Raw genomic sequence first — 23,870 nt, forward strand, 5'->3', positions numbered from 1 at the left:
ATGGCGCGCCCGGTCGGCTACGTTCAGCCGGAACCGGCGGATTTCGACAAGCGTCACTGAGACGGCCGGCCCTTCACCATTCCCTACGAACGGAGTGGCATGCTCCCCGTTTCGCAGTCCAGGGCGCGCCGACGCCTACTCGTCGCGCTGCCCGCCATCGCCCTCGCCGCCTCGTCACTGACCGTGACAGGCAGCGCGTCGGCCCAACCGTCCCGGCCCGCGTCGGCCACGATCGGGGCGGACGAGTACTACATCAACTATGCCGAGCCCGAGGTGCAGCCGGACACCGGCGGCAAGGAGACCAAGGGTAAGGACGGGGTCTTCTCGTCACCTGCGGACGAGGCGCGCGCCTACGACCGCAAGTACGCCGCGGGCAACCCGATCGCGGCCCGGGAACTGGCCAAGCTGGAGGCGAAGTCCATCCGGACCGGCCAGAGCCCCCGCAAGATCAAGAAGGCCAAGAGCACCCAGACGGCCAAGCTGCTGACGCTGCTCGTCGAGTTCAACGACAACGCCAACGACGACTTCACGAACGTGATGGTCCCGAAGACGGTGTTCGAGGACCGCACCTGCGTGCCCGGCACGGTGCAGAACGGGCCACGGCACAACACCATCCCCAACCCGGCCAAGCTGCCGCACAAGGACAACAACTCGATGTGGGTGCCGGACTTCTCGCCGGCCCACTACGACAAGATGCTCTACACCAAGAAGGGCATCACCGAGCGGGTCCGCAAGGACCTCAAGGGGCCGGACGGCAAGCCGGGCGTCAGCCTGGCCGGGCGGACCATGCACAACATGTACCTGGAGATGTCCAAGGGCGCGTACACCGTGGACGGGCAGGCCAGCCCGTGGATCACGGTGCCGCACTCGGAGGGCTGGTACGCGGCGTCGCGCTGCTTCCAGGACGAGACCGGCGCCTGGGTCGCCGGGCGTGAGCAGTCGATGAACGGCCACCCGGACAACCCGCAGGGCGCGGGCCGGCTCGCCACCGACGCGATCGACGCGCTTGCCGCCGCCGACCCGAACTTCCCGTGGGCCGACTACGACGTCGAGGACCAGAGCGACCGCGACGGCGACGGCAACGTCAACGAGCCGGACGGCGTGATCGACCACCTGGTGCTTGTGCACGCCAACCAGGGCAAGTCCCGCGGCGGCGGCGACGTCGGCGTCTACTCGGTCTGGGCGCACTCCTCCACGGTGGCCGGTGGCTACACCATCCCCGGCACGAACCTGAAGGTGTCGAACTACATCGTGCAGCCGGAGGACGCCGGCGTCGGCGTCTTCGCCCACGAGTTCGGGCACGACCTCGGCCTGCCCGACCTCTACGACACCTCGGGCAACGCCGACTCCGACGTGGACTTCTGGGACCTGATGGCGTCCGGCTCGCACTCCGGCGAGATCTTCCAGGCGCTCCCCACCCACATGGGCATCTGGGACAAGTGGGTGCTCGGCTGGGCCGAGCCGAAGACCTTCGGGCCGGGCGACCGGGCCAAGCTGGTCAAGCTCGGGCAGACCTCACGTACGCCGGTCGGCACCGAGGACGGCATCAAGATCGACCTGCCGGACAAGGTGATCGCGCTGGCCGAGCCGCACAGCGGCGGGAACATGTGGTACTCCGGCGCCGACCAGAACTGGGCGGACGTCAAGCTGAGCCGCACGGTCCAGGTCCCGAACGCCACCGACGCGAAGTTCTGGATGTGGAACGACTACGTCATCGAGGAGGACTGGGACTACGGCTTCGTCGAGGTCTCCACCGACGGCGGCGCCACCTGGACCGAGCGCAAGGTCTACGACGAGTCCGGCGCGCTGGTGTCGACCGACGACGGCTACAACGACCCGAACGGGCGGATGGTCGACTTCGGCAACAAGAAGTACGGCCTGACCGGCAGCACCGACGGCTGGCGGCACGACTACGTCGACCTGTCGCCGTACGCCGGGCAGACCGTGCAGGTGCGGCTGCGGTACGCCACCGACGAGGCGTTCGTGGAGCGCGGCTGGTTCGCCGACGACTTCTCGGTCACCGGCGGCGGCGCCACCACGTGGAGCGACGACGTCGAGGGCGGCACGGCCGGCTGGACGCAGACCGGTGGCACGTTCACCGACACCAGCGGCGCGGGTTGGCACGTCGACTCGGGCACCCAGGTCAAGTCGCACTACTACCTGGCCGAGTGGCGTAACTTCGACGGCTTCGACAAGGGCCTGAAGTACGCCTACGACACGGTCTACTCGCACGAGGCGTGGAAGGTCGACCGGATCGCGTACAACGCGCCAGGCATGCTTGTGTGGTACCGGGACACCCAGCTCGGCGACGTCAACCACGTCACCGGGCAGATGACCGCGCTACCAAGCTACGGCGCCAAGGGCGGGCTGCTGATCGTCGACTCGCACAACGACCCGCTGCGCCGCAAGGGCACCGCGGCGGAGAAGGACCCGTCGGTGCTCGACAACCTGCCCAGCCGCCCGCAGTCGTCGAACGCCGCCTTCGGGCTGAAGTCGACGTACCCGTTCAAGGAGTGCCTGGAGGCGGCCGACGAGCCGTACAGCGAGTACTGCACGAAGTTCAAGGCCCAGGCTCCGGTGAAGGGCTTCACCGACAGCAAGGGTTGGTACCCGGGCATCGAGATCCGCGACGGCTCGCCGTACGCGCGGGACAACGACGCCTCGGTGGTGGTCCCGTCGAAGGGTAACCAGCAATACACCACCCGGGTGGTGAACCCGGACGGCACCCCGGCGACCGACTACTACGGCACCGAGCTGGGTGGCGGCGCGATCGTGCTGGGCACCGGCAACCCGCGGGACGCGGGTGTCGCGTACGGCACCTCGATCGTGATCAAGTGGGCCGCCCGGGACAACGCGTACGCCACGGTGTACGTGGTCCCGCCGAGGAGCTGATCGACCGCGCGAAACCGGAACCGGAATGACCGGAAAATGGGCTGAAGGGACCGGATGAGGTAAGGGTCGGGAGCCGCCGCGCTCCCGACCCTTACGCATATCCATCGATGTCGCCACCTTCGGGTACGCGCACGTCCTCGCTGTTCAGCGACGCACTGACGGTGCGAGGTGTGACGGGGAAAGACCTGCCCAACAAAAAGTTGCAACAAATCGACGCGCACATCTTCACACCAGTCCCAGCAGTGTCTATGTTCACCAAGGGTCCCACTTGTGGGACGTTCCACCGGCCCGTACCCCCAATGGGGCCGGTTCCCTAACACCGGAGGTACCACGTGCGCAAAGTCGCAGTGGGTCTGCTCGGGCTTTCGCTGACCGCGACGGGGCTGATGGCAGGTACGTCCGCCAGCGCCGCGCCGACGCCGAAGCTGCCGACCACCGCTCCGTCGGTGGCCGAGCCTGCGCAGGCTGATCACGACCTGCCCAACCCGCTCGAGGACAAGCGGCGCGCACTGCGTCAGGAAGGCCTCAGCGAGGTCCTGTCCGGCAGGGCGAAGGCCCAGAAGATCAACGGCAGCACGGTCGTCAAGGTTGGCGAGACGGCTGCCGCCGGTGCCGCGGCGGGCAAGTCCGCCAAGAGCACCAAGGCCGGCAAGGGTCCGACCAAGGACCAGTACGTCGAACTCTCCCGCGAGCGGACCGACAAGATCTTCGTCATCCTCGCGGAGTTCGGCGACGAGCGTCACCCGAACTACCCGGACCAGGACACCGACCCGGACACCCCGGGTCCGACCCGGTTCGACGGTCCGCGCGTCAACCAGATCCCCCAGCCCAACCGGGCCGTGGACAACTCCACGATCTGGCAGAAGGACTTCAGCGCCGATCACTTCCGGCAGATGTACTTCGGCACCAACCCGGGTGACGAGTCGCTGAAGCAGTACTACGAGGCCCAGTCCTCCGGTCGGTACAGCGTCGAGGGCGAGGTCACCAACTGGGTGAAGGTGAAGTACAACGAGGCGCGCTACGGCCGTTCCGACGGCTACCCGTGCGCCTCGAACGTCTGCACCAACACCTGGAACCTGGTCCGTGACGCCGCCAACCAGTGGGTCGCCGACCAGAAGGCGCAGGGTCGCTCCGACGCGGAGATCGCCGCCGACGTCAAGTCGATGGACGAGTACGACCGTTACGACTACGACGGCGACGGCAACTTCAACGAGCCGGACGGCTACATCGACCACTTCCAGATCGTCCACGCCGGCGGCGACCAGGCCGACGGTGACCCGATCCAGGGTGAGGACGCCATCTGGAGCCACCGCTGGTACGCGTTCGCCAGCGACCAGGGCAGCACCGGCCCGTCCACCTTCCCGGGTGGCGGCACCGAGATCGGCAACACCGGGGTCTGGATCGGCGACTACACGATCCAGCCGGAGAACGGTGGCCGGAGCGTCTTCTACCACGAGTACGGCCACGACCTCGGTCTGCCGGACGATTACAACGTGGTCAGTGGTGGGGACAACAACAACGAGCACTGGACCTTGATGGCCCAGAGCCGGCTCGGCGCCAAGAACGACGCCGGCATCGGCGACCGCGGTGGCGACCTGGGCGCCTGGAACAAGCTCCAGCTCGGCTGGCTCGACTACGAGGTGGTCGTCGCCGGTCAGAAGCGCACGCTGGAGCTGGGCCCGCAGGAGTACAACTCCCCCAAGGCCCAGGGCGCCGTGGTGGTGCTGCCGCAGCGGGAGTACTCGTTCCAGAACGGCAAGCCGTTCGAGGGGACGAAGCAGTTCTTCTCGGGTAACGAGGACGACCTGAACACCACGATGACGCGGGCCATCGACCTCACGGGGAAGAGCAGCGCCGCGGTGTCGATGAAGGGTCGTTACAGCATCGAGGAGGACTACGACTACCTCTTCTTCGAGGCTTCCACCGACGGTGGCCAGAGCTGGGTCTCGCTCCCCGGCACGGCCAACGGCAAGGCGCTCAAGGAGATCTCGCCCGGGCGTTACGCCCTGGACGGCTCCAGCGGCGACAAGTGGGTCGACGTCAACGTCTCGCTGGACTCGGTGGTCGGCAAGGCCGTGCAGTTCCGGCTCCGCTACCAGACCGACGGTGGCGTCTCCGAGGGCGGCTTCTACGGTGACGCCATCACCGTGACCGCCGACGGTCAGACGCTGCTCACCGATGGCGCCGAGGCCGGCGCCGCCGGCTGGACGCTCAGCGGCTGGAGCATCGTCGAGGAGACCTACAAGCGCAAGTTCGACAACTACTACATCGCCGGCAACCGGTCGTACACCTCGTACGACAAGTACCTCAAGACCGGCCCGTACTACTTCGGCTACGCGAACACCCGCCCGGACTACGTGGACCACTACGCGTACCAGGAGGGTCTGCTGATCTCCTACTGGAACCTCCGGTGGGCGGACAACGACACGTTCGCGCACCCGGGCGAGGGTCGTAACATGATCATCGACGCTCACCCGCGGCCGATCTACAACCTGACCGGCCAGCCCTGGCGGGCCCGCGTCCAGGTCTACGACGCGCCGTTCAGCCTGAAGAAGGCGGACTCGTTCACGCTGCACATCAACAGCCAGCCGCAGTACGTCCGCGGTCAGGCCGCGCAGCCGCTGTTCGACGACACCAAGCAGTACTGGTACCCGGAGCTGCCGAACCACGGCGTCAAGCTGCCGGCCTCCGGTGCCAAGATCAAGGTCCTGGAGCAGAACGGCACCTCGATGAAGGTCCGTTTCTCCTGAACCGCTGATCCATGCGACACCACGACGAGGCCCGGGCAGGTCACCTGCCCGGGCCTCGCCCGTGTTCCAGGTGGGAACCGTCGCGGCCCGCGGCGCGTCTGAGACGGGTGACCACAAGCCTCGACCGCCGCCTGGCCGCGATCCTCGTGCTGGCCCTGGCCCTGTCCGGCTGCGCGAGTCCAAAGAAGGAAGCCGCCGTGCCCGACCCCACCGGATCCACCGGGTCCGCGCCGGAGCCCGCCCCGGCCACACCGAGCCCGGTCACACCGAGCCCGGCCACGCCGAGTCCGGCCGCCTCCTCCGGCCGGCCCCCGCTCTCCACCACCGACCTGCCGACGCTCCGACCGCCGACCGGGCCGCCGCGGCACCCGACCGACATGCGGAAGCCGAACATCCTCGCCGGCCGGATCAGCCAGGGCGGCGACGGCCCCTGCTACACGCTTGTCACCGACGACGGTCAGGAACACGCCCTGTACGGCCCGGACAAGGGCACCTGGCCCGCCGGCACCTGGGTCCGGGCCACGGTCGGCCCGGCGCCGGAGGGCGTCGCATGCGGACCGGGCCGGCCGGTCGGTCTGCTGCGCATCGAGCGCGTGGCCTGACCGGCACCCCGACCCCTCCCGGAGAAACCCCTGATCCTGCCCACCTGCGGGGCCGGTGGGCAGCCGCCGGCCCTAGGCTGTGCCTCATGACCGACCAGCGCGGCGGGCCCGCCGACGAGTCCTGCGTCCTGGCCGAGGGGCCGTGGACGCACCGGTTCGTCGGCGCCAACGGCAGCCGGTTCCACGTCGTCGAGGCGGGCACCGGCCCGATGGTGCTCTTCCTGCACGGCTTCCCGGAATACTGGTACGCCTGGCGGGAGATGCTGCCCGCCGTCGCCGACGCCGGCTTCCGCGCGGTCGCCGTCGACCTGCGCGGTTACGGCGCGAGCGACAAGCCACCCCGGGGGTACGACGGTTACACGCTCGCCGCCGACGTGGCCGGCCTGATCCGGGCGTTGGGCGAACGGTCGACCACTGTGGTCGGCACCGGCGCGGGCGGGCTGATCGGCTGGACCGCCGCGTCGTTCCACCCCACCCTGGTCCGCCGGCTCGTGGTGCTCGGCGCGCCGCACCCGCTCCGGCTGCGGGCCGCCATCGTCGCCGACCCGCGCGGCCAGTTCGCCTCGGCCACCGCGACGCTGAAGTTCCAGCTCCCCCGCTACGAGCACGTGTTGACCCGGGACGACGCCGCCGAGGTGGAGGAGATGCTGCGCCGCTGGGGCGGACCGAGCTGGGTGGACGGCCCCGACTTCGCCGACTACGCCAGGTGCTGCCGGGTGGCGATGCAGATCCCGCAGGCCGCCTTCTGCGCCTTGGAGGGCTACCGCTGGGCGTTCCGCTCGGCGCTGCGGCTGCACGGATACCGGTTCGTCAAACTGATGCAGAAGCCGCTTGTCACGCCGACCCTGCAACTGCACGGCGCGCTGGACCGGGCGTCCCTCCCCCGCACCGCGCAGGGCTCCGGCCGCTACGTCAGCGCGCCGTACGAGTGGCGACTGCTCGACGGGGTGGGCCACTTCCCGCACGTGGAGGCCCGGGACGTGGTGCTCGGCGAGATCCTGCGGTGGGCGAAGTCCTGACTCAGACCCGCTGCTCGCCCAGCCCGACCACCTCGGTCGTGGGCGCCCAGCCCTGGTAGACGCCGAAGTCGAACGCCTCCAGACCCATCGCCTCCGCCACCGGCCAACGGCCACCTGTGTACTCGACCCGCAGCCAGCCCTCGTGCTCGGCCAGCACGATGAACGGCTGCCCCTGCCAGGTGCAGGTGGTCCGCACGTACGCCAGATCGTCGACCTCGGCCGCCGGCACCACCCGGACGTACCGGCCGGGGCGTGCCTCGGTGAAACCCTCGTCCGGGTCGGGCTGATAGAGGCGGATGTCGTCGCCGTCCGGGCTGGCCTGGTATTCCCGGCCCCGCCAGCGCGCCACATAGCCGTCGCGGGTCATGCCTGGTCCGCCTTCTGCCAGCGCAGCGCGTCGGTGTCGAGCGTCGCGACGAGCCGGGCGTCGCCGTCGGCGCCGATGCGCCACAGCTGAGCGCCGTGCGGCAGCCGGGCACTGTCCACCTTGAACTCGGCGATCACGTCGCTGTTCTCGCTCGGCGCGAAGCCGTTGCCGCGGAACGGCGGACGCTCGATCACCCAGCCCTCCATCGCCCGCATGGCGGCCTCGTTCTGCCCGCCGTACGGAATCCGGTAGAGGCTCGGCCGGTAGGCCGGCCAGCGCAGCAGGTAAAGCTCCTCGTCGTCGCGGGAGAACGGGGAACCGGGATGGCCGAGACCGAGCGCGTCGTACAGCTCCGCGGGGGTACGCAGGTGGGCCAGCTCGCCGGCCCGGTGCACGAAGCCGGAGACCCGGTCGTAGCCGCGCTCCAGGTAGTAGGCGAGTTGGCTCGCCGCGACCGCCTTCTGCATGGTCACCGGCGGAGCCGGGGGCGTCGCCGCCGCGTTCCGCCGGGGCCCGGCGGCGGGCGCCGGCCCGGTGGCGGACGGCTCCGGCTCGGTCTCCGGGTCGTCGCCGAGCCCCACCTCGGCGGCCCAGTTCGCAAGCGCCAGCACCTGCTCCCCCGGGTACGCCGCGCCGACCGGGCTGCCCGGGTTGACCAGGAACGACCAGTTCACGTCCGGCCAGCGCCGGATGAGCTGGACGAACTTGACCCGGATCGTGTCGACGGGCCCCTCGGCGTGTTCGGCGAGCCGCTCCGGCGAGGTGTAGACCGCCACGTATCGCACGCCGTCGACCGTCTCGGTGCGCCAGGCGAAGCCCGGGTCACCGGGACGGCTGCCCGGCGCCGAGTCGTACGCGACCGGCAGCATCACCCGGGCCAGCAGCAGCGTGGTGAGGAACCCGTCCGTGTTCCCGCCGCCGGTCGCCGCCAGCAACTCCTCCTCCACGGTGTTCGCCGGTACGAAGTCCGGCTCCTCCGGTGCGGCTGGGGAGCCTCCGGTCGCCGGCTGGTCGGCGGTCCGCGCCGCGCCGCTGGGAGCGTAGGGCGACTCCTCCGCCTCCCCCGGCACGGCTGGTTCCGCCGACGGCGCGGGCGCGAACAGCGACGTGGTCGGCTCATCCGACGGCGCCGCCGGCGTGAAGAGCGACGTGGTCGGCTCATCCGACGGCGCGGGCGCGAAGAGTGCGGTGGTCGGCTCGTCCGACGGCCCCGGCGCGAACAGCGACGTGGTCCGCTCGTCCGACGGCCCCGGCACGAACAGCGACGTGGTCGGCTCATCGGCCGACGCGGGCGTGAACAGCGCGGTGGTCGGTTCGGCCGGGGACGCCGGCGCGAACAGAGACACCGTCGGCTCGTCCGACGGCGCGGGCGCGAACAGCGATGTGGTGGGTTCTTCGGCGACTGACGCCGTCGGGGCCGACTCGGCCGGGCCCGGCTCGGGCAGCGGGGTGGTCGGCTGGAACAGCGACACAGTCGGCCCGTCGGAGGACCCGGGCGGCCCGCTGAGCGGCCCGGTCAGGTCGCCCGGCTCGGCCGCCGCCCAGCCCGACCCGGGCGACGGGTCCGGCCAGTCGGAAGTCGCCGTCGCCGCCGGAGAGGGTACAGGACCGAAGGGCTCGGCCCGGTTCGGCTCGGCGGTCGGGCGGTTGTCGATCCGGGCGGGCTCGTCGCGGTCGACCGCGTCGACCGGGGACGCGATCGGTGGATCGGTGGGCAGGGGCACGGTCGGCCCGGTGGAGGTCGCCCAGGGCGCGGCGGGGCCGGCAGCGTACCCGTCGGCGGCCGGCGGCGGGGACCAGCTCTGGCCGGGGACGGTCAGGTCACGGGCCTCGATGACGGTGCCCTCGATGACTATCGGGGTGAAGTCACGACGGGACGCGGGCGGGGCGGACACCGGCTCGGCGATCGACGGCGGCAGCTCCTCCGCTTCGGTGGGAGCATCGAGGGATGCCCAGCGGTCCGCGAGGGTGGGAGCCCACCCGTCCGGCGGCTCGGAGGCGGCCGGGGCGGGCTGCCGGCGGGGCAGCGTCCCGGTGGTGTCCTCGGCGGGGTGGGCCGGGCGGAACGACGGCGCCGGCTCGGCCGGCCGGGGCAGCGGCGTCGGCTCGTCCGCCCCCATCGGGAACGCCCGGTTCGCGTCCTCGGGCACCGGCTCGTTCAGCGGCCGGCGTCGGGGGAACGGCTGACCGCCGGCGAACCGGGAGGGCGGCGTCGCGCGCTCGGCGGACCGGCGGGGCGCGTCAAGCGGGGAGGGCCGCCGGGACGAACGGCCGGAGGTGGGTTCGAAGAAGGACCGGGCCGGCGGCGGTGCCGCCACTGTCGGCGTCTCGTCGACCGCCGCGGCCCGGCCGGCGGCGAACGGGTCCGGCTCGTCCGGGCGGTGGCGCAGGTCGGTGAGCCAGCCGTCAAGCGCGTCCGGGTCGGCGCCGTCACGGACCCCGGCCCGGCCACCGTCGCCGGCCGCCGGCCGCGGACGGCGGGGCGGTACGGTCGGCATGCGGCGGCCCAGCCCGGGAGCGGTGCGCATCGGCACGGTGGCGGGCTCGTCGGGCTCCGCCACCCACCCGCCGCGGCCCGGCGGCACCGACGGCGGCGGGACCAACGGCGGCGGCACCAAGGGCGGCGGGACCGACGGCGGCGGCACCAAGGGCGGCGGAATCGACGGTGGCGGGACCGAGGGCGGCGGGACCGAGGGCGGCGGGACCGGAGCGGCGGGAACGGAAGCGGCGGGAAACCGGACGGACGGCGCTCCGGGGGCGGGCTCGGGCGTGCCGTTGCGGGCGGCCCGGGTGGCGCTCTCCACCCGCTCCAGCCGGGCCCGGGCGCCCATGGTCCGACCGGGCAGCCGGACGTCACCCCGGGAGAGCTGCGCGACATACCAGGCGGGTAGGTAGCCCTCGATCGGCAGGCCCGGGTTGACCGCCAGCCACCACTCCTGGTCGGGCCAGCCGGCGGCCAGGTCGGCATACGGCACCCGGCGGGTGGCGCCGGCGTTCTCGCCCAGGCTGGCCCGCAGCGCGGCGACGGAGGTGAACGCCAACACGTGCGTGCGGCCCCCGGAGGTCCAGGTGCCCCACCCCGCGGTCGACCCACCGGCGACCGGCAGCACCAGATCGACGTGGGCCAGGACGCGGAAGTATTGCTGCTGGTCCTGTGCGTGCAGCGCGTCCCGCATCGCCACCTCGGCCTCGGTGGCCGGCTCCCATCCGGTCACGGCCACCTCTCCTTCCGTGCACAGGCCACAGGTATCGCCTACAACCTACAAGGTGGTAACAAGATCACAATCCCTGGCCATCGACGGTCGGCCCCGGCCTCGGCGAGGCGCTAACATCGCGTTCCGGAGTCGACATGTTACGGAGGTCGTCGATGCCTCGGCCCTTCGCCCGCCGGACCGTGGCCGCTCTGGCGACCCTCCTCGTCATCGGCCTGCCCGCGGCACCGGCGGCGGCCCGCGCGCCGTCCGGCTGCGCCACACCGCCCGCGCCGGCCCGCCCGGTGGCCGATCAGCCGTGGCCCCAGCAACGGTACGCGCCGGACCGGCTCGCCCCGCTCGCGACCGGCGCCGGCGTGGTGGTGGCGGTGGTGGACTCGGGGGTGGACCGGTCGCACCCGCAGCTCGCCGGCCGGGTGCTGGCGGGCGCCGACTTCCTCGACCCGGGCGGGGACGGCACCCGCGACTGCGCCGGCCACGGCACCGGCGTGGCGAGCATCATCGCCGCCACGCCTCGGCCGGGCGTCGCGTTCCGCGGGCTCGCGCCGGGCGCGCTCATCCTGCCGGTACGGGTGAGCGAGCAGCAGGTGGTGGAGGGGCGGGAGTCGGGGCGTACGGTCGACGCGGCCGACTTCGCCCGGGCCGTGCGCTGGGCCGTGGACCACGACGCCGACGTGCTCAACCTCTCGGTCGTGCTGTACGCGGACGACCCGGCCGTGCGCGCCGCGGTCGCCTACGCGGTGCGGCGGGACGTGGTGGTGGTCGCCGCCGCCGGCAACCTGCACGACAACGGCGATCCCCGGCCCTACCCGGCGGCGTACGACGGGGTGCTCGGCGTCGGCGCGATCGGGCGGGACGGGATGCGCGCCGCGTTCTCCCAGACCGGCCCGTACGTCGATCTGGTCGCCCCCGGCAGCGAGGTGCTGATGGCCGCGCCCCGGCAGGGCCACCACCGGGCCGAGGGGACCAGCTATGCCACCCCGTTCGTGGCCGGCACGGCGGCGTTGCTGCGCCAGTATCGCCCCGGGTTGAGCGCGACCGAGGTCGCCGCACGGATCGTCGGCGGCACCGACCCGGCGCCGGGGCGAGGCGCGGGCTACGGCGGCGGCGTGCTCAACCCGTACCGCGCGGTGACCGAGTCGCCAGGTGGGGCGGACGCCGGTCGCAGGGGTGGCGTCGCGCTCCCGGCCGCCCGGCCCGATCCGGCGGCGCTCGACCGTCGTGCCCGCCGCGCCACGGCCCGGGACCGGGCGCTGCTGGTGGCCGGCGTGACCGGCGGCGTTGCGACGCTGGTGGCGCTGCTGGCCGTGGTGCTGCCCCGGGGGGCACGCCGGCGCTGGCGCCCAGCCGAGCCGGTCTGACCTGCCGGACCGCCGGGTCGTGGCCCGAGCGGGGCGCCCGGGCCACACCGGAGTCAGTGGAACAGGTTGGCGTTGCGCTTTTCGGTGTCGAGGTAGTCGGAGGCGGAGTCCTCGACGGCGAGCTTGATGTCGCGCAGCATCGCCTGGAGGTCCTGCGAGGCGGCGCGCCACCGGGACTGTCGCTGCTCGTACGCCTCGCGGGCCGCACCGTTCCAGCTCGCCACAAGTGGCGCCGCGTCCCGTTCGAGCTGCCCGAGCTGGCTCTCCAGGGTGGTGAGCGCCCGTTGGATGTCGGCGCCGGCCTGCTGCAGGGCGGCGAAGTTGACGACCAGCACACCATGCTCCATGGGTTCGTTCCTTCCGGAGGTCTAGAGCGGCAGCTGGATGCCGCGGTTGGTGCCCGCCACCCGGCCGGCGGCCTCGGTGTCGGAGGCGTCGTACTGCCGGCCGGCGGTGCGGATCGCGGTGGCGGTCTCGCGCAGCGCCCGCTGCAGGGCCGCCTGGTCCTGCGCCCACTGCTGCTTGACCTGCTCGAACGAACGCCCGCCGGCGCCTCGCCAAGCCTGCTGCAACACCTCCAGCTCGGTCATCAGGCCGCTGAGCATGGTCTGGAGCGACTGGTCGGCCTGCTCGAACTTCGCGGCGGTCTGATGCATCACCGCGGCTTCTGCCTGGGTCTGGGACATCCCGGACGTCACCTCGTCTCCTCGGTCGTGGCTGGCCACCGTGTGACCACCGTGGACTCGTCGCGCGGCGCTCGCGGCCGCCGGAAGGGGAGGGAGACGGCGGGCGCACGCGTCGACGGTTTTCGTCGCTGACGGTAGCCGCATCAGTCCGGTTCTGCTACCCCCCAGCCCTCCCCTGTGGACAACGAGCCCACTACGATGAGCCACGGCGACGTCACCCGGACGGCCGGGCGAGGAGGTGCGGTGACCGCGACCACGGCGGGCCGGCCCCCGACCGCATCCGTCCCGGCGCCACAGTGGAGACGCCGCTCCCCCACCCGGGTCCGCGCCGGCCAGGTCGTGGCGACGCAGGTCGCTGCCGCCGTGCTCGTGGCGTCCGCCGGGCGGGGCGTCGTGCTCACCGCCGTCGCGCTGCTGTCGGCGACGCTGCTCCTCCCTGCCGCGTGGGTCCGCGTCCGGGGCCGTTGGCTGCACGAATGGCTCACCGTCGGGGTGGCACACCTCGGCCGTCGCCGTGCCCTGCCGGCAGGGGCCGATCCGGCGGCGTTGCTGGAGTTGGTCGGGCCGGGCACGGTGGCGCACCCGGCGGAGCTGGCCGGCGGCCCGGCCGCCGTGCTGCACGACGCCGACGGGCTGACCGCGCTGCTGGAGATCGGCGACCCGGACGACCTGCTCGGTGACCGTCCGCAGGCGCTGCCGGCGCCGCTCGACCTGCTTCCCGCCGTCGGCCCGGAGAGCCCGCCGGTCCGGCTCCAGTTGCTTTTCTCGGCGTCACCCGCACCCGCGCCGGCCGTCGCGGCCGGTCCGGCCGGGACGTCGTACCGTCAGCTCACCGACGGCCGGCTTGCCGGGCGCGCCCGGGTGGTGCTGGCCCTGCGGGTGCTTCGGGCCGACGGCTGGTCGGACGAGGAACTGCTACGGGCGCTCTCCGGCACGGTCCGGCGGACGGTCCGCCGGCTCGGTCCGCTCACCGGCACGCCGCTCGGCGTACCGGCGGCACTGCGGGTGATCGCCGAGCTGGCCCACCACGAGGCCGGCGCTCCGGCCCGGGAGACCTGGCCGCTGCTCACCGTGGGTGGGCTGGCGCAGGCGACCTGGCGGCTGCGCCGGTGGCCGGACCCGCGCGGGGAGGCCGCCCGAGGGCTGATTCCCCGGCTGCTGGCCGTGCCGGCCACCGCCACCACCGTCGCGCTCCGTGTCGGCCCCCGAGCCGACTCCGTGCCGGTCCCGGCGGAGCTGACGGTCCGGGTGGCCGCCGCGAGCGCGGCGGAGCTGACGGTGGCCGAGCGGGCGTTGAATCGGGTGGCCGGTGACGCGGGCGGCGAGCTGTGTCGCCTCGACGGCGAGCACCTGGCGGGGCTGGCCGCCACCCTGCCGCTGGCGACCGCCGGGCCGGGTGCACCCCCGGCCGGGCAACCGCCGGCGGCACCGGACCTGCCGGTCGGCGGGTCCGGCCTGATGGTGGGTGCCGACCGGCGGGGCGGCCCGCTCACCGTCCGCCTGTTCCGGCCGGCGACGACCCGGGTGCTGCTTGTCGGCGGCGTGCCCGCCGCGCAACTGCTCGTGTTGCGGGCGCTGGCGCTCGGCGCCCGGGTCGCGGTGCAGACCGCCCGGCCCCGGGCCTGGGAGGCGTTCGTCCGCGGGGCCGGCGGGCCGGGCGGTGTGATGCCGCTGCTGCCGCCGGGGCGGCCGGTCGGTGGCGCACCTGGTTCGCCGCTGCGACCGCTGCTGCTCGTGGTCGACGCCGGCCCGGTGCCGCCGGAGGTCGGCCCGGCGGCGGCCTGGCAGTCGGTGCTCGTGGTCCGCGACGAGCTGACCCCGGCGGACGCGCCCGCGCTGGCCCGCGCGGACCTGGCTGTCATCCAGCCTCTCGACCCGGCCGAGGCGGCGCTCGCCGGCACGGCGCTCGGTCTCGGCGCCTCCGCCGACTGGCTCACCCGGATCCGCGACGACATGGTGGCGGTGGTCAACCGCCGGGCGCTGCGGTGGGCGCTACTCTCGCCGACCCCGGTCGAGTCGCAACTGGTCGGTCACCCGGTCCGCCGCTGAGGCGGCAGGGTTCCGCCTGTGGAACTGGCGTGGCACGATCCCGGCCATGGATTTCCTGAAGGGCCTTCTGATCCGGGTGGGCACGACGGCGGTGGCGTTCTGGCTCGCCACGCTCCTCATCCCGGGCATCACACTCGACTCGGACTCGGCCACCGACACGGTGATCACCCTGGTGCTCGTCGCGGTGATCTTCGGCGTGGTCAACGCGGTGCTCCAGCCGATCATCAAGACCGTGGGGTGCGGCTTCTACCTGCTCACCCTCGGCCTGATCGCGCTCGTGGTGAACGGCCTGCTCTTCCTGCTGACCAGTTGGATCGCCGGAGAGGCCGGGCTGCCGTTCCACGTCGACGGGTTCTGGCCGGCGGCGGTGCTGGGCGCGCTCTTCGTCGGCATCGTCACCTGGATCCTCGGCGCCGTCCTCGACCGCGACTGACGATCCCGGCCGTCGCCGGTCGCCGGGCCCCGGCGACCGGCCGGTCCGGCGCGCTCGCGGTCCAGCACCCGGGAATTGGCAGGTGCCCGGCGCGGGGAGCGACACTACCCTCGGTCCGGTGTTCACCCTGACCCGCACCGACGGCTACCAACTCAGCACCGACCCGAGCCGGCTCGACCTCGGCCGGGTGCACACCTGGCTCGCCGAGGACGCCTACTGGGCGCTCGGGCGGGACCGCGAGACGGTCGAGCGCGCCTTCGCCGGCTCGATCGGCTTCGGCGTCTACCGGCCGGTCGACGACCGGCAGGTGGCGGTCGCCCGGGTGCTCACCGACGGGGCCACGTTCGCCTGGCTCTGCGACGTCTACGTGGATCGGGCCGAGCGGGGTCGCGGGTTGGGCACCTGGCTGGCGGCCGGCGTCCGCGACCACGTGGCCGAGCTGGGCGTACCCCGGATCCTGCTGGCGACGCTCGACGCGCACGGGGTGTACGGCAAGCTCGGCTTCCAACCCGTCGCGGCGGATCGCTACATGGAGCTGGACCAGCGGTGATGCCGATCACCGGAAAGGACCAGTGACGCATCGACCGCTTACGGTAGGCGGGTGAACCAGCTTCGCCTCGGCTACCTGTACGGCATCGGCGCGTACCTGCTCTGGGGCTTCTTCCCGCTCTACCTGAAGCTGCTCCGCCCGGCCGGGCCGGTGGAGATCCTCGCGCACCGGATCATCTGGTCGGTGGCGTTCGTGGCGCTGCTGCTCGCCGCCATGCGGCACGTCGGCTTCCTGCGGACGCTGGCCCGACGCCCCTGGGCGCTTGCCGGCATCACGCTCGCCGCCGCCCTGATCGCGGTCAACTGGGGCACCTACATCTACGGCGTCAACTCCGACCGGGTGGTGGAGACCGCGCTCGGGTACTTCATCAACCCGCTGGTGTCGGTGCTGTTCGGCGTCGTCGCGCTGCGGGAACGGCTGCGCCCGGCGCAGTGGGGGGCGCTCGGCGTCGGCGCGCTCGCGGTGGCGGTGCTCACCGTCGACTACGGGCGGCTGCCCTGGCTGGCGCTCACCCTCGCGTTCAGCTTCGCCGGCTACGGCCTGGTCAAGAAGCGGCTCGGCCTCCCCGCCGTCGAGGGGCTCTTCGTCGAGTCGGCGGTGCTGGCGCTGCCCGCCCTGGCCTACCTGGCCTGGCTGTCGGCGCGCGGCGACTCGACGTTCGGCCACGTCTCGGCCGGGCACACGGCGCTGCTGGTGCTGGCCGGCGCCGCCACCGCGATCCCGCTGCTGCTCTTCGCCGGCGCGGCGAACCGGCTGCCGCTGTCCACCGTCGGCATGCTGCAATACCTGGCGCCGATCCTCCAGCTCGGCTGCGGCGTGCTGATCTTCCACGAGCCGATGCCCCCGGCCCGGCTGGCCGGTTTCGCGCTGGTGTGGCTCGCCCTGCTGGTCTTCACCGTGGACGCGCTCCACCACTCCCGCCGCCACTCCCGCGCCACCCCCCGCCCCTCGCCGCTCCCACGACAGGGGGTGAGTGAGGGGGACAGTCAGCGGAGGTCGTAGGAGAGGATCGGGGCGTCGTCGCCGCGCATCAGGTCCAGGCGGACCAGCTCGCCTTTCGTGAACCGGGTGACGCCGGAGAACCGCAGGTCGTCGCCGGGGGCGGCCAGCCAGGAGCCGATCTGCTCGGTCGCGCCGTCCGGGCCGTGCGCCACCAGCCGGAAGGTGTACGCCTCGCGGTGCCCGGCCCGCCTGTCGTAGCCGCAGTGCATGGTGACCTCGGTGCCCCACGGCGTCTCGGTCAGGCCCACCTCGGCGTGCACCGGCGCCGTCCCGGCCACCGGCCGCATCGAGGTGAGCGCCACCGGTCGGATGACCGGCTCGGCGGGCGGCCGGAACACGGTCACGCCCACGCCTGCGAGCACCGCGAGCGCGGCGGCGGCGAGCGCGGTGAGCGCGTACCGCCGTCGGGAGCGGGACCGGTCGCGGCGCCGCCGCTCCCGCGCCTCGTCGAGCAGCGCGGGCACCCGTGAGGTTTCCGGCCCGACCTCCAGGAACTGCTCCAGCCCGGCCGGGTCGAGGCGGCCCAGCAGGCCGGGAAGTACGGCGATCTCGGCCACCGCCTCCCGGCACGCGGCGCAGCCGGACAGGTGCCGTTCGTAGGCGACCCGGTCGGCCGGGGCGAGGGCGCCCAGCACGTACGCCCCGTCGTCGTGCGCGAACTCGCAGCGGGTCATCCGGTCACCCCCATCTCGGCCAGCACCAACCGTAGTGAGCGCAGCGCGTAGTGGGTGCGCGACTTCACCGTGCCCGGCGGCACGCCCAGCCGGGCTGCCGCCTCCGCCACCGACCGTCCCTGGTAGAAGCACTCGACGAGCACCTCGCGGTGGGTCGGGCTGAGCCGGTTGAGCGCCTCGGCCACCGTCCACGCCTCCACCGCGCGCTCCGTCTCGTCGACCGTCTCGGCGGTTTCGGGCAGTTCGTCGGTGTAGACCTCGCCGACCCGGGCGGAGCGGCGACGCCACGCGTCGATGGCCAGGTTCCGGGCGGTGGTGAAGAGCCAGGCGCGGACCGAGCCACGTCGCGGATCAAGTGACTCGGGATGCCGCCAGGCCCGCAGCAGCGTCTCCTGCACCAGGTCCTCGGCCCGCGGCCGATCGCCGTTGACAAGCCTCAGGGCGTGCGCGAACAGCGCGTCGGCGTGTTCGTCGTGCAGCGCGCGCAGCAGTTGGGCGTCGTGGTCACTGATGGCGGTACCTCGCTTCCGGCGGCGGGAGACCGGCGTTACGTCCGCCCTTCCAGGCGTTGCGTTCGCCCTTCCATACGTGCCGTGACGCCGAACGGTTCAGCCGCAGGTCAAGCCGGAGCTGTTCACGTCCGGTTCACGTTCGGGCCGACGCCCGCTCACCGCGCCCTGGCACCGTCCGGCGGGTATGCGACCGGGCCGACCGCCCGGGCGCCTTCCGACGTCCGATCCGGAGGCTCCACCTCATGAGCGACAGTCCTCGCCTGCTCCCGCTGCTTGGTGGCACCCGCCACGGCAGCCGCGACGCGATGACCTGCCTGTACCGGTGCGGCAACGCCTGCGACCACCCGGTGCCCAACCCTTCCGACAACCCGTACTTCGGGGACCTGGTCGAGGCCGAGGTCTCCCGGCGCGGCGTGGTCCGGGCCGGCGCGGTCGGCGCGCTCGTGCTCGGCTTCGGCGGCGCCGCCGCGGGCGCGCTCGCCGGCGCCGCGCCGGCCGCCGCCGCGCCCGCCACCCCGGCCGCGCCCGGCGCGGAGCCGGCCGCCGCCGGCACCGCCCGCCCGGGCAGCGGCGCGCTGACGTTCAAGCCGATCCCGCCGAACCGGCTGGACTCGCTTGTCGTGCCGAACGGCTACGACCACGCCGTGGTCATCAAGTGGGGCGACGAGGTGGTCCCGGGCGCGCCCGCGTTCGACGTACGCCGCCAGAGCGCCGCCGCCCAGGCCAAGCAGTTCGGCTACAACAACGACTTCGTCGGCGTGCTGCCGATCGACCGCAGGCGGGCGCTGCTCGTGGTGAACCACGAGTACACGAACGAGGACCTGATGTTCCCCGGCTTCACCGGCCAGGACGCGCTGACCGTGGAGCAGTTGCGGGTGGCGATGGCCGCGCACGGCATGTCCGTGGTGGAGCTGGAGCGGGTGGAGAGCACCGGGCAGTGGCGGCCGGCGCGTCGCGGCCGGCGGGAGTACAACCGCCGGGTCACGGCGCTTGCCACGAAGTTCGAGCTGACCGGCCCGGCCGCCGGCTCGGCCTGGCTGCGGACCGCCGCCGACCCGAAGGGCCGGACGGTCGTCGGCACGCTCAACAACTGCGCCGGCGGGGTCACCCCGTGGGGCACCGTGCTCTCCGGCGAGGAGAACTTCAACCAGTACTTCGTCGGCGGCGACGGCGCGCCGGAGGAGCTGAAGCCGAAGCTGGCCCGCTACGGCATCCCGACCGACGTGCGGTACCCCAGTGGCAGCCGCAAGTGGGACCGCGCCGACGAGCGCTTCGACCTGGCCAAACACCCCCACGAGGCGCACCGGTTCGGCTGGGTCGTCGAGATCGACCCGTTCGACCCGGAGTCCCGGCCGCGCAAGCACACCGCGCTGGGCCGGGTGAAGCACGAGGGCGCGAACGTCATCGTGGCCCGCAGCGGTCACGTGGTCGCCTACATGGGCGACGACGAGCGTTTCGACTACCTCTACAAGTTCGTCTCGGACAAGAAGTTCATGCCGGGCAACTCCCGGGTCGCCCGCAAGCACAACCTGACGCTGCTGGAGTCCGGCACGCTCTACGTCGCCGCGTTGACCGGGGACAGCCCGGCCGGTGAGATCGACGGCACCGGCACGCTCCCCGCCGACGGCGGTTTCGGCGGCCGGGGCCGGTGGATCAAGCTGGTCAGCGGGAACCGCTCGTACGTGGACGGCATGACCGCCGCCGACGTGCTCACCTTCACCCGGCTGGCCGGGGACAAGGTCGGCGCGACCAAGATGGACCGGCCCGAGGACGTTGAGCCGAGCCTGCGCACCGGCAAGGTCTACGTGGCGCTGACGAACAACACCGACCGGGGCAAGGCCGGCAAGGCTCCGGCCGACGAGGCGAACCCGCGCAACGCCAACAAGCACGGGCAGATCCTGGAGCTGGTCGAGGAGCGCGGCGACAACACCGCCGAGACGTTCACCTGGTCGCTGCCGATCGTCTGCGGCGACCCCACCGACGCCTCGACCTGGTTCGCCGGCTACGACAAGACCAGGGTCTCCCCGATCTCCTGCCCGGACAACGTCGCCTTCGACGCCACCGGCAACCTCTGGATCTCGACCGACGGCAACGCGCTTGGCAGCAACGACGGCCTGTTCGCCACCGCCGTCGAGGGCCCGGAGCGAGGGCACCTGAAGCAGTTCCTCACCGTGCCGTACGGCGCGGAGACCTGCGGCCCGTTCATCACCACGGACAACCGGTCGGTGTTCGTGGCCGTGCAGCACCCGGGTGAGATCACCGGCGCGTCGGTGGAGAACCCGGCGTCCACCTGGCCGGACGGCGACTTCGCCAAGCCGGGCGTGGTCGTGACCTGGCGCCTGGACGGCGGCGCGATCGGGAGCTGAGCCGTTCCCACCCGCCCGCGCGAGGGCCACCATCCAGCCAGGGTGGTGGCCCTTCTAGTGCTCGGTGGCGATTCCGTCGGCGATCGCCCGGGCGGCGGTGAGGAGTTTCGCCCGGACCACCCGGGCCGAGGTCATCATCTCGCTGGCTGGCAGCGCGCAGGCAAGCACCACCCGGCGCTCGATGTCCTTGTCCGGGGCGACGAGCACCGCCGCGCATGCCACGCCCTGCCGGAACTGGCCCAGCTCCAACTGCATGCCACGCCGGTCGCCGGCGGCCAGGTCGGCCTCGAACGCCTCGACCGAGGTGAGGGTGGCGGTGGTGAACTGGCGCATCCCGTATTCGCGCAGGTAGCGGAAGCGTTGCTCGGCGGTGAGCGTGGCGAGCAGGCTCTTGCCGAGCGCGGTGGCGTGTGCGCCCTCGTCGAAGCCCGGCACCATCTCTTCCAGGTAGGGCGAGCGCGGCCCCTCGGCGCAGGCGGTCACCGCCACCTGCCCGCCCACGAAGCGGCCGAGGTAGTGGCTCCAGCCGGTGTCCGCCGCGGCCCGGCGCAGCGCCTCACCGACGGCGGGCGGACCCCGGAACGCGGTGACCAGCTCGCGGTAGCGGTCGGCGATCTCCAGCCCGACGATGTAGGTGCCGTCCTCGCGTCGGATCACGTAACCCTCGTACGCCAGCGTCCGCACCAGGTGGTAGGTGGTGGCGACGGTCAGCTCGCAGCGGCGGGCGATCTGCTTCACGGTCAGGCCCCTCGGCGCACGGCCGACCGACTCGAGCACTCGAAGCGCCCGAGAGACGCTGCGGATCAGATCCGAAGGTTCCGCCAAGGGGTCGCGCACAACCACCTCCGCCGCCGGGGACTTACACCATATGAAAAAGACGCCGAGCGCGAAATGCCTGTTCGGGTGGAGGATGCCAGATCACCGGGCACAGAACGTACTCCGACAGACACGATCAGCAGCGAAAACTCTGCCGGCGTAGGTTTGCCGACGATGACCGAAACAATCTCACGATCCGCCCCTCCGGGGCCGGGACGCGCCGTCCGGGTCGGCGCCGGAGCCACCGCCACCACGATCGCCTGCGTCCTGCCGGTCTTCCTGGTCGGCGGCCTGGCCGTGCAACTCGGCGACGAACTCGGCTTCAGCCCGACCGGGCTGGGCCTGGCCGTCTCGGTCTACTTCGGCATCAGCGCGCTCGCCTCGGTGCCCTCCGGCGCCCTGGTCGAGCGGTACGGACCGGCACCGATCGCCCGCGCCGCCATCGTGCTCTCCGCCGGCTCGCTGCTTGCCGTGGCGGGCCTCGCCAGGTCGTACCCGGTGCTTGTGGCGCTGCTGGCGCTCAGCGCCGCGGCAAACGCCCTCGGCCAGCTCGCCAGCAACGCCGCGCTCGCCGAACACGTGCCCGCCCACCGGCAGGGGCTCTCCTTCGGCGTGAAGCAGGCCGCCATCCCGGTCTCCACGCTGCTGGCCGGCGCGGCGGTGCCCACCGTCGCGCTGACCGCCGGCTGGCGCTGGGCGTTCGTGGCCGCCGCCGGGGCCGCGCTCGCCGCGCTGCCGGCCGTACCCCGGTCCGGCCGGGACCGGCGCACCCGCACCGCCTCCGCCGGCCGGGGCGGCGGCACGGTCGCGCTCGTGGTGGTCGGGTTGGCCGCGACGCTGGCGGCCGGCGCGGCGAACGCGCTCGGCACCTTCCTGGTCGACTCGTCGGCCGGGCGGGGGCTCTCCCCCGGGCTGGCCGGCCTGACCCTGACGCTCGGCAGCGCGGTCTGCGTGGCGGCGCGGGTGGGCGTCGGCTGGCTCGCCGACCGGCGGGCCGGCGGGCACGTCGGGGTGGTCGCCGGGCTGCTGGTGGCGGGCTCGGTGGGGCTGGTCCTGCTCGCCGTGGCCGGCACCGCGCCGCTTGTGGCGGGCGTGGTGCTCGGCTTCGGCCTGGGCTGGTCGTGGCCCGGGCTGCTGAACTTCGCGGTGGTCCGGCTGCACCCGCGGGCCCCGGCCGCCGCCACCTCGATCACCCAGACCGGGGTGTACGCGGGCGGCTGCGTCGGGCCGCTCGGCCTGGGCGCGCTTGCCGGCGCGGCGGGCTATCCGACCATGTGGCTGACGGCCGCCGTAGCCATGCTCCTGGCCGCCCTGCTCATGCTCCTGGCCGCCCGCCGCATGTCCCGCCCGACCCCGCCGACCCCGCCGACCCCGCCGACCCCGCCGACCCCGAGTCGATCATGAAGTTAGCGGCGCGACACGCCGAGCCCGAGACCGCCAACTTCATGATCGCCGGAGCCGGAGCCGGGAGGTGGGGTGGGGTGGGTCAGCTGGTGCGGTCGGCGATGTAGTCGCAGAGGGACTCGAGGGCGCGGCGCGCGGGAGTGTCGGGGAGCGGGGCCAGGCGGGCGCGGGCGTCCTCGGCATAGCTGCGGACCGTCTCCCGGGCCCGCTTGAGCGCCGGGGACTCGCGGAGCAGGGTGAGTGCCTCGGCGTGCAGCGCGTCGTCGACGAGCGGGCCGGTGGCCAGGATCTCCCGCAGGCGCACGCTCGCGGCGTCCGCGTCGTCGCTCGCCAGCGCGTAGAGCACCGGCAGGGTGGGCACGCCCTCCCGCAGGTCCGTGCCGGGCGTCTTGCCGGACTGCTCCGAATCGCTGGCGATGTCCAGCAGGTCGTCGGAGAGCTGGAAGGCGACGCCGATGATCTCGCCATAGCCGGCCAGGGCCTCGACGTACGCGGCGGGCGCACCGCCGAACATGCCGCCGAAGCGGGCCGAGGTGGCGATCAGCGACCCCGTCTTCTCGGCGATCACGTGCAGATAGTGGGCGACCGGATCGGTGTCACGCGGGCCGACCGTCTCGGCGATCTGGCCGTGCACCAGGCGGGCGAAGGTGCGCGCCTGGAGTCGTACCGCCTCCGGGCCCAGGTCGGCCGCGATGTCCGCGGCCCGGGCGAAGAGATAGTCACCGACCAGGATCGCCACCGAGTTGGTCCAGCGGGAGTTGGCGCTCGGGGCGCCCCGCCGCACGGCCGCCTCGTCCATCACGTCGTCGTGGTAGAGCGTCGCCAGGTGGGTGAGTTCCATCACCACGGCCGCCGGCACGACCGGAGCGGCGTCCGGGTCGCCGAACTGGGCGCACAACGCCACCAGAAGCGGGCGGAACCGCTTGCCGCCGGCCTCGAGCAGGTGCCGGGCCGCGTCGGTCACCAACGGGTCCGCGCTTGCCACGCTGGCCCGCAGGTCCGTCTCGACCCGGTCGAGCACGCCCAGCACGGAGGCTTCGACGCGCGGGTCGGCGAGGTGCAGGCCGAGCGCGCCGAACTGACCTGAATGCTCGCCAGCCGGGTTCACCACGTCTTCAACCATGCCACACCCGTTCGACAGCCCTGGTGAGGGGGATGCGGACCGGGGGCCGGCA

General features: G+C 73.0%; 19 protein-coding genes. 11 read left to right on the plus strand and 8 right to left on the minus strand.

The features are described 5' to 3' along the window. The first annotated feature begins 99 nt into the window (after window positions 1–99). The 4 genes from SM450_RS05700 to SM450_RS05715 all read left to right on the plus strand — a co-directional run bounded on the left by SM450_RS05700 (window position 100) and on the right by SM450_RS05715 (window position 7,263). The gene (locus SM450_RS05700; protein ID WP_474618607.1) at window positions 100–2,892 is read left to right on the plus strand and encodes an immune inhibitor A domain-containing protein; all 2,793 of its coding nucleotides are present in this window, start codon (window positions 100–102) and stop codon (window positions 2,890–2,892) included. 347 nt (window positions 2,893–3,239) lie between these two features. Then, window positions 3,240–5,642 carry an immune inhibitor A domain-containing protein gene (locus SM450_RS05705; RefSeq protein WP_474619026.1) on the plus strand — a complete coding sequence of 801 codons (2,403 nt, stop codon included), beginning with the start codon at window positions 3,240–3,242 and terminating at the stop codon, window positions 5,640–5,642. A 107-nt stretch (window positions 5,643–5,749) separates the two neighbouring features. Then, the gene (locus tag SM450_RS05710) at window positions 5,750–6,244 is read left to right on the plus strand and encodes a hypothetical protein (protein ID WP_474618608.1); all 495 of its coding nucleotides are present in this window, start codon (window positions 5,750–5,752) and stop codon (window positions 6,242–6,244) included. A gap of 86 nt (window positions 6,245–6,330) precedes the next feature. Next, window positions 6,331–7,263, plus strand: coding sequence for an alpha/beta fold hydrolase (locus SM450_RS05715; RefSeq protein WP_474618609.1), 933 nt, complete (start codon window positions 6,331–6,333; stop codon window positions 7,261–7,263). A gap of 1 nt (window position 7,264) precedes the next feature. Here SM450_RS05715 and SM450_RS05720 read toward each other — a convergent pair whose 3' ends face one another. Both SM450_RS05720 and SM450_RS05725 read right to left on the minus strand, forming a co-directional pair. After that, on the minus strand, window positions 7,265–7,630 hold the full coding sequence (locus SM450_RS05720) for a hypothetical protein (protein WP_474618610.1): 366 nt from the start codon (window positions 7,628–7,630) through the stop codon (window positions 7,265–7,267). Continuing rightward, complete coding sequence (locus SM450_RS05725) at window positions 7,627–10,845, minus strand: SseB family protein (protein ID WP_474618611.1); 3,219 nt, start codon at window positions 10,843–10,845, stop codon at window positions 7,627–7,629. Before SM450_RS05725 ends, SM450_RS05720 begins: the two co-directional genes overlap by 4 nt. Window positions 10,846–10,997: 152 nt before the next feature. Between SM450_RS05725 and mycP the strand changes: the two genes are divergently transcribed. Further along, entirely contained in the window at window positions 10,998–12,203 is a 1,206-nt protein-coding gene (gene mycP / locus SM450_RS05730) for a type VII secretion-associated serine protease mycosin (protein ID WP_474618612.1), read from the plus strand. A 53-nt stretch (window positions 12,204–12,256) separates the two neighbouring features. Here mycP and SM450_RS05735 read toward each other — a convergent pair whose 3' ends face one another. Further along, window positions 12,257–12,550: a WXG100 family type VII secretion target gene (locus SM450_RS05735; protein WP_474618613.1), complete on the minus strand. Its 294-nt coding sequence runs from the start codon at window positions 12,548–12,550 to the stop codon at window positions 12,257–12,259. Window positions 12,551–12,571: 21 nt separating this feature from the next. Next, the gene (locus tag SM450_RS05740) at window positions 12,572–12,889 is read right to left on the minus strand and encodes a WXG100 family type VII secretion target (RefSeq protein WP_474619027.1); all 318 of its coding nucleotides are present in this window, start codon (window positions 12,887–12,889) and stop codon (window positions 12,572–12,574) included. A 243-nt stretch (window positions 12,890–13,132) separates the two neighbouring features. On the opposite strand from SM450_RS05740, the gene eccE reads away from it, so the two are divergent. The 4 genes from eccE (at window position 13,133) to rarD (ending at window position 16,923) form a co-directional block, all read left to right on the plus strand. Beyond that, on the plus strand, window positions 13,133–14,938 hold the full coding sequence (gene eccE, locus SM450_RS05745) for a type VII secretion protein EccE (protein ID WP_474618614.1): 1,806 nt from the start codon (window positions 13,133–13,135) through the stop codon (window positions 14,936–14,938). Between the two features lie 46 nt (window positions 14,939–14,984). After that, window positions 14,985–15,371, plus strand: a complete 387-nt coding sequence (locus SM450_RS05750) for a phage holin family protein (protein ID WP_474618615.1) — start codon at window positions 14,985–14,987, stop codon at window positions 15,369–15,371. Between the two features lie 118 nt (window positions 15,372–15,489). Continuing rightward, entirely contained in the window at window positions 15,490–15,921 is a 432-nt protein-coding gene (locus SM450_RS05755; RefSeq protein WP_474618616.1) for a GNAT family N-acetyltransferase, read from the plus strand. 51 nt (window positions 15,922–15,972) lie between these two features. After that, window positions 15,973–16,923: an EamA family transporter RarD gene (gene rarD / locus SM450_RS05760; protein ID WP_474618617.1), complete on the plus strand. Its 951-nt coding sequence runs from the start codon at window positions 15,973–15,975 to the stop codon at window positions 16,921–16,923. Here the strand turns inward: rarD and SM450_RS05765 are convergent. Then, window positions 16,908–17,597, minus strand: a complete 690-nt coding sequence (locus SM450_RS05765) for an anti-sigma factor family protein (protein ID WP_474618618.1) — start codon at window positions 17,595–17,597, stop codon at window positions 16,908–16,910. The two genes, rarD and SM450_RS05765, sit on opposite strands and share 16 nt — an antisense overlap. Next, a complete protein-coding gene (locus SM450_RS05770; RefSeq protein ID WP_091583649.1) occupies window positions 17,594–18,109 on the minus strand; it encodes a sigma-70 family RNA polymerase sigma factor in 516 nt (171 codons plus the stop codon). Before SM450_RS05770 ends, SM450_RS05765 begins: the two co-directional genes overlap by 4 nt. 242 nt (window positions 18,110–18,351) lie before the next feature. Here SM450_RS05770 and SM450_RS05775 point away from each other — a divergent pair, with 242 nt between their 5' ends. Then, a complete protein-coding gene (locus SM450_RS05775) occupies window positions 18,352–20,475 on the plus strand; it encodes a PhoX family protein (protein WP_474618619.1) in 2,124 nt (707 codons plus the stop codon). Window positions 20,476–20,529: 54 nt separating this feature from the next. Here the strand turns inward: SM450_RS05775 and SM450_RS05780 are convergent, their stop codons facing one another. Then, on the minus strand, window positions 20,530–21,312 hold the full coding sequence (locus SM450_RS05780; RefSeq protein ID WP_474618620.1) for an IclR family transcriptional regulator: 783 nt from the start codon (window positions 21,310–21,312) through the stop codon (window positions 20,530–20,532). A gap of 153 nt (window positions 21,313–21,465) precedes the next feature. Here SM450_RS05780 and SM450_RS05785 point away from each other — a divergent pair, with 153 nt between their 5' ends. Further along, the gene (locus SM450_RS05785; RefSeq protein ID WP_474618621.1) at window positions 21,466–22,695 is read left to right on the plus strand and encodes an MFS transporter; all 1,230 of its coding nucleotides are present in this window, start codon (window positions 21,466–21,468) and stop codon (window positions 22,693–22,695) included. 82 nt (window positions 22,696–22,777) lie between these two features. Here SM450_RS05785 and SM450_RS05790 read toward each other — a convergent pair whose 3' ends face one another. Then, window positions 22,778–23,818, minus strand: a complete 1,041-nt coding sequence (locus tag SM450_RS05790; RefSeq protein WP_474618622.1) for a polyprenyl synthetase family protein — start codon at window positions 23,816–23,818, stop codon at window positions 22,778–22,780. Window positions 23,819–23,870 lie beyond the last annotated feature (52 nt).

This window comes from Micromonospora marincola, from assembly GCF_056150385.1.

Coding starts and splice junctions, on each gene's coding strand:
- SM450_RS05715 (WP_474618609.1), top strand. CDS start 6,331: ATGACCGACCAGCGCGGCGGGCCCGCCGACGAGTCCTGCGTCCTGGCC.
- SM450_RS05775 (WP_474618619.1), top strand. CDS start 18,352: ATGAGCGACAGTCCTCGCCTGCTCCCGCTGCTTGGTGGCACCCGCCAC.
- SM450_RS05700 (WP_474618607.1), top strand. CDS start 100: ATGCTCCCCGTTTCGCAGTCCAGGGCGCGCCGACGCCTACTCGTCGCG.
- mycP (WP_474618612.1), top strand. CDS start 10,998: ATGCCTCGGCCCTTCGCCCGCCGGACCGTGGCCGCTCTGGCGACCCTC.
- SM450_RS05740 (WP_474619027.1), bottom strand. CDS start 12,889: ATGTCCCAGACCCAGGCAGAAGCCGCGGTGATGCATCAGACCGCCGCG.
- SM450_RS05750 (WP_474618615.1), top strand. CDS start 14,985: ATGGATTTCCTGAAGGGCCTTCTGATCCGGGTGGGCACGACGGCGGTG.
- SM450_RS05790 (WP_474618622.1), bottom strand. CDS start 23,818: ATGGTTGAAGACGTGGTGAACCCGGCTGGCGAGCATTCAGGTCAGTTC.
- SM450_RS05785 (WP_474618621.1), top strand. CDS start 21,466: ATGACCGAAACAATCTCACGATCCGCCCCTCCGGGGCCGGGACGCGCC.
- SM450_RS05720 (WP_474618610.1), bottom strand. CDS start 7,630: ATGACCCGCGACGGCTATGTGGCGCGCTGGCGGGGCCGGGAATACCAG.
- SM450_RS05735 (WP_474618613.1), bottom strand. CDS start 12,550: ATGGAGCATGGTGTGCTGGTCGTCAACTTCGCCGCCCTGCAGCAGGCC.
- SM450_RS05765 (WP_474618618.1), bottom strand. CDS start 17,597: ATGACCCGCTGCGAGTTCGCGCACGACGACGGGGCGTACGTGCTGGGC.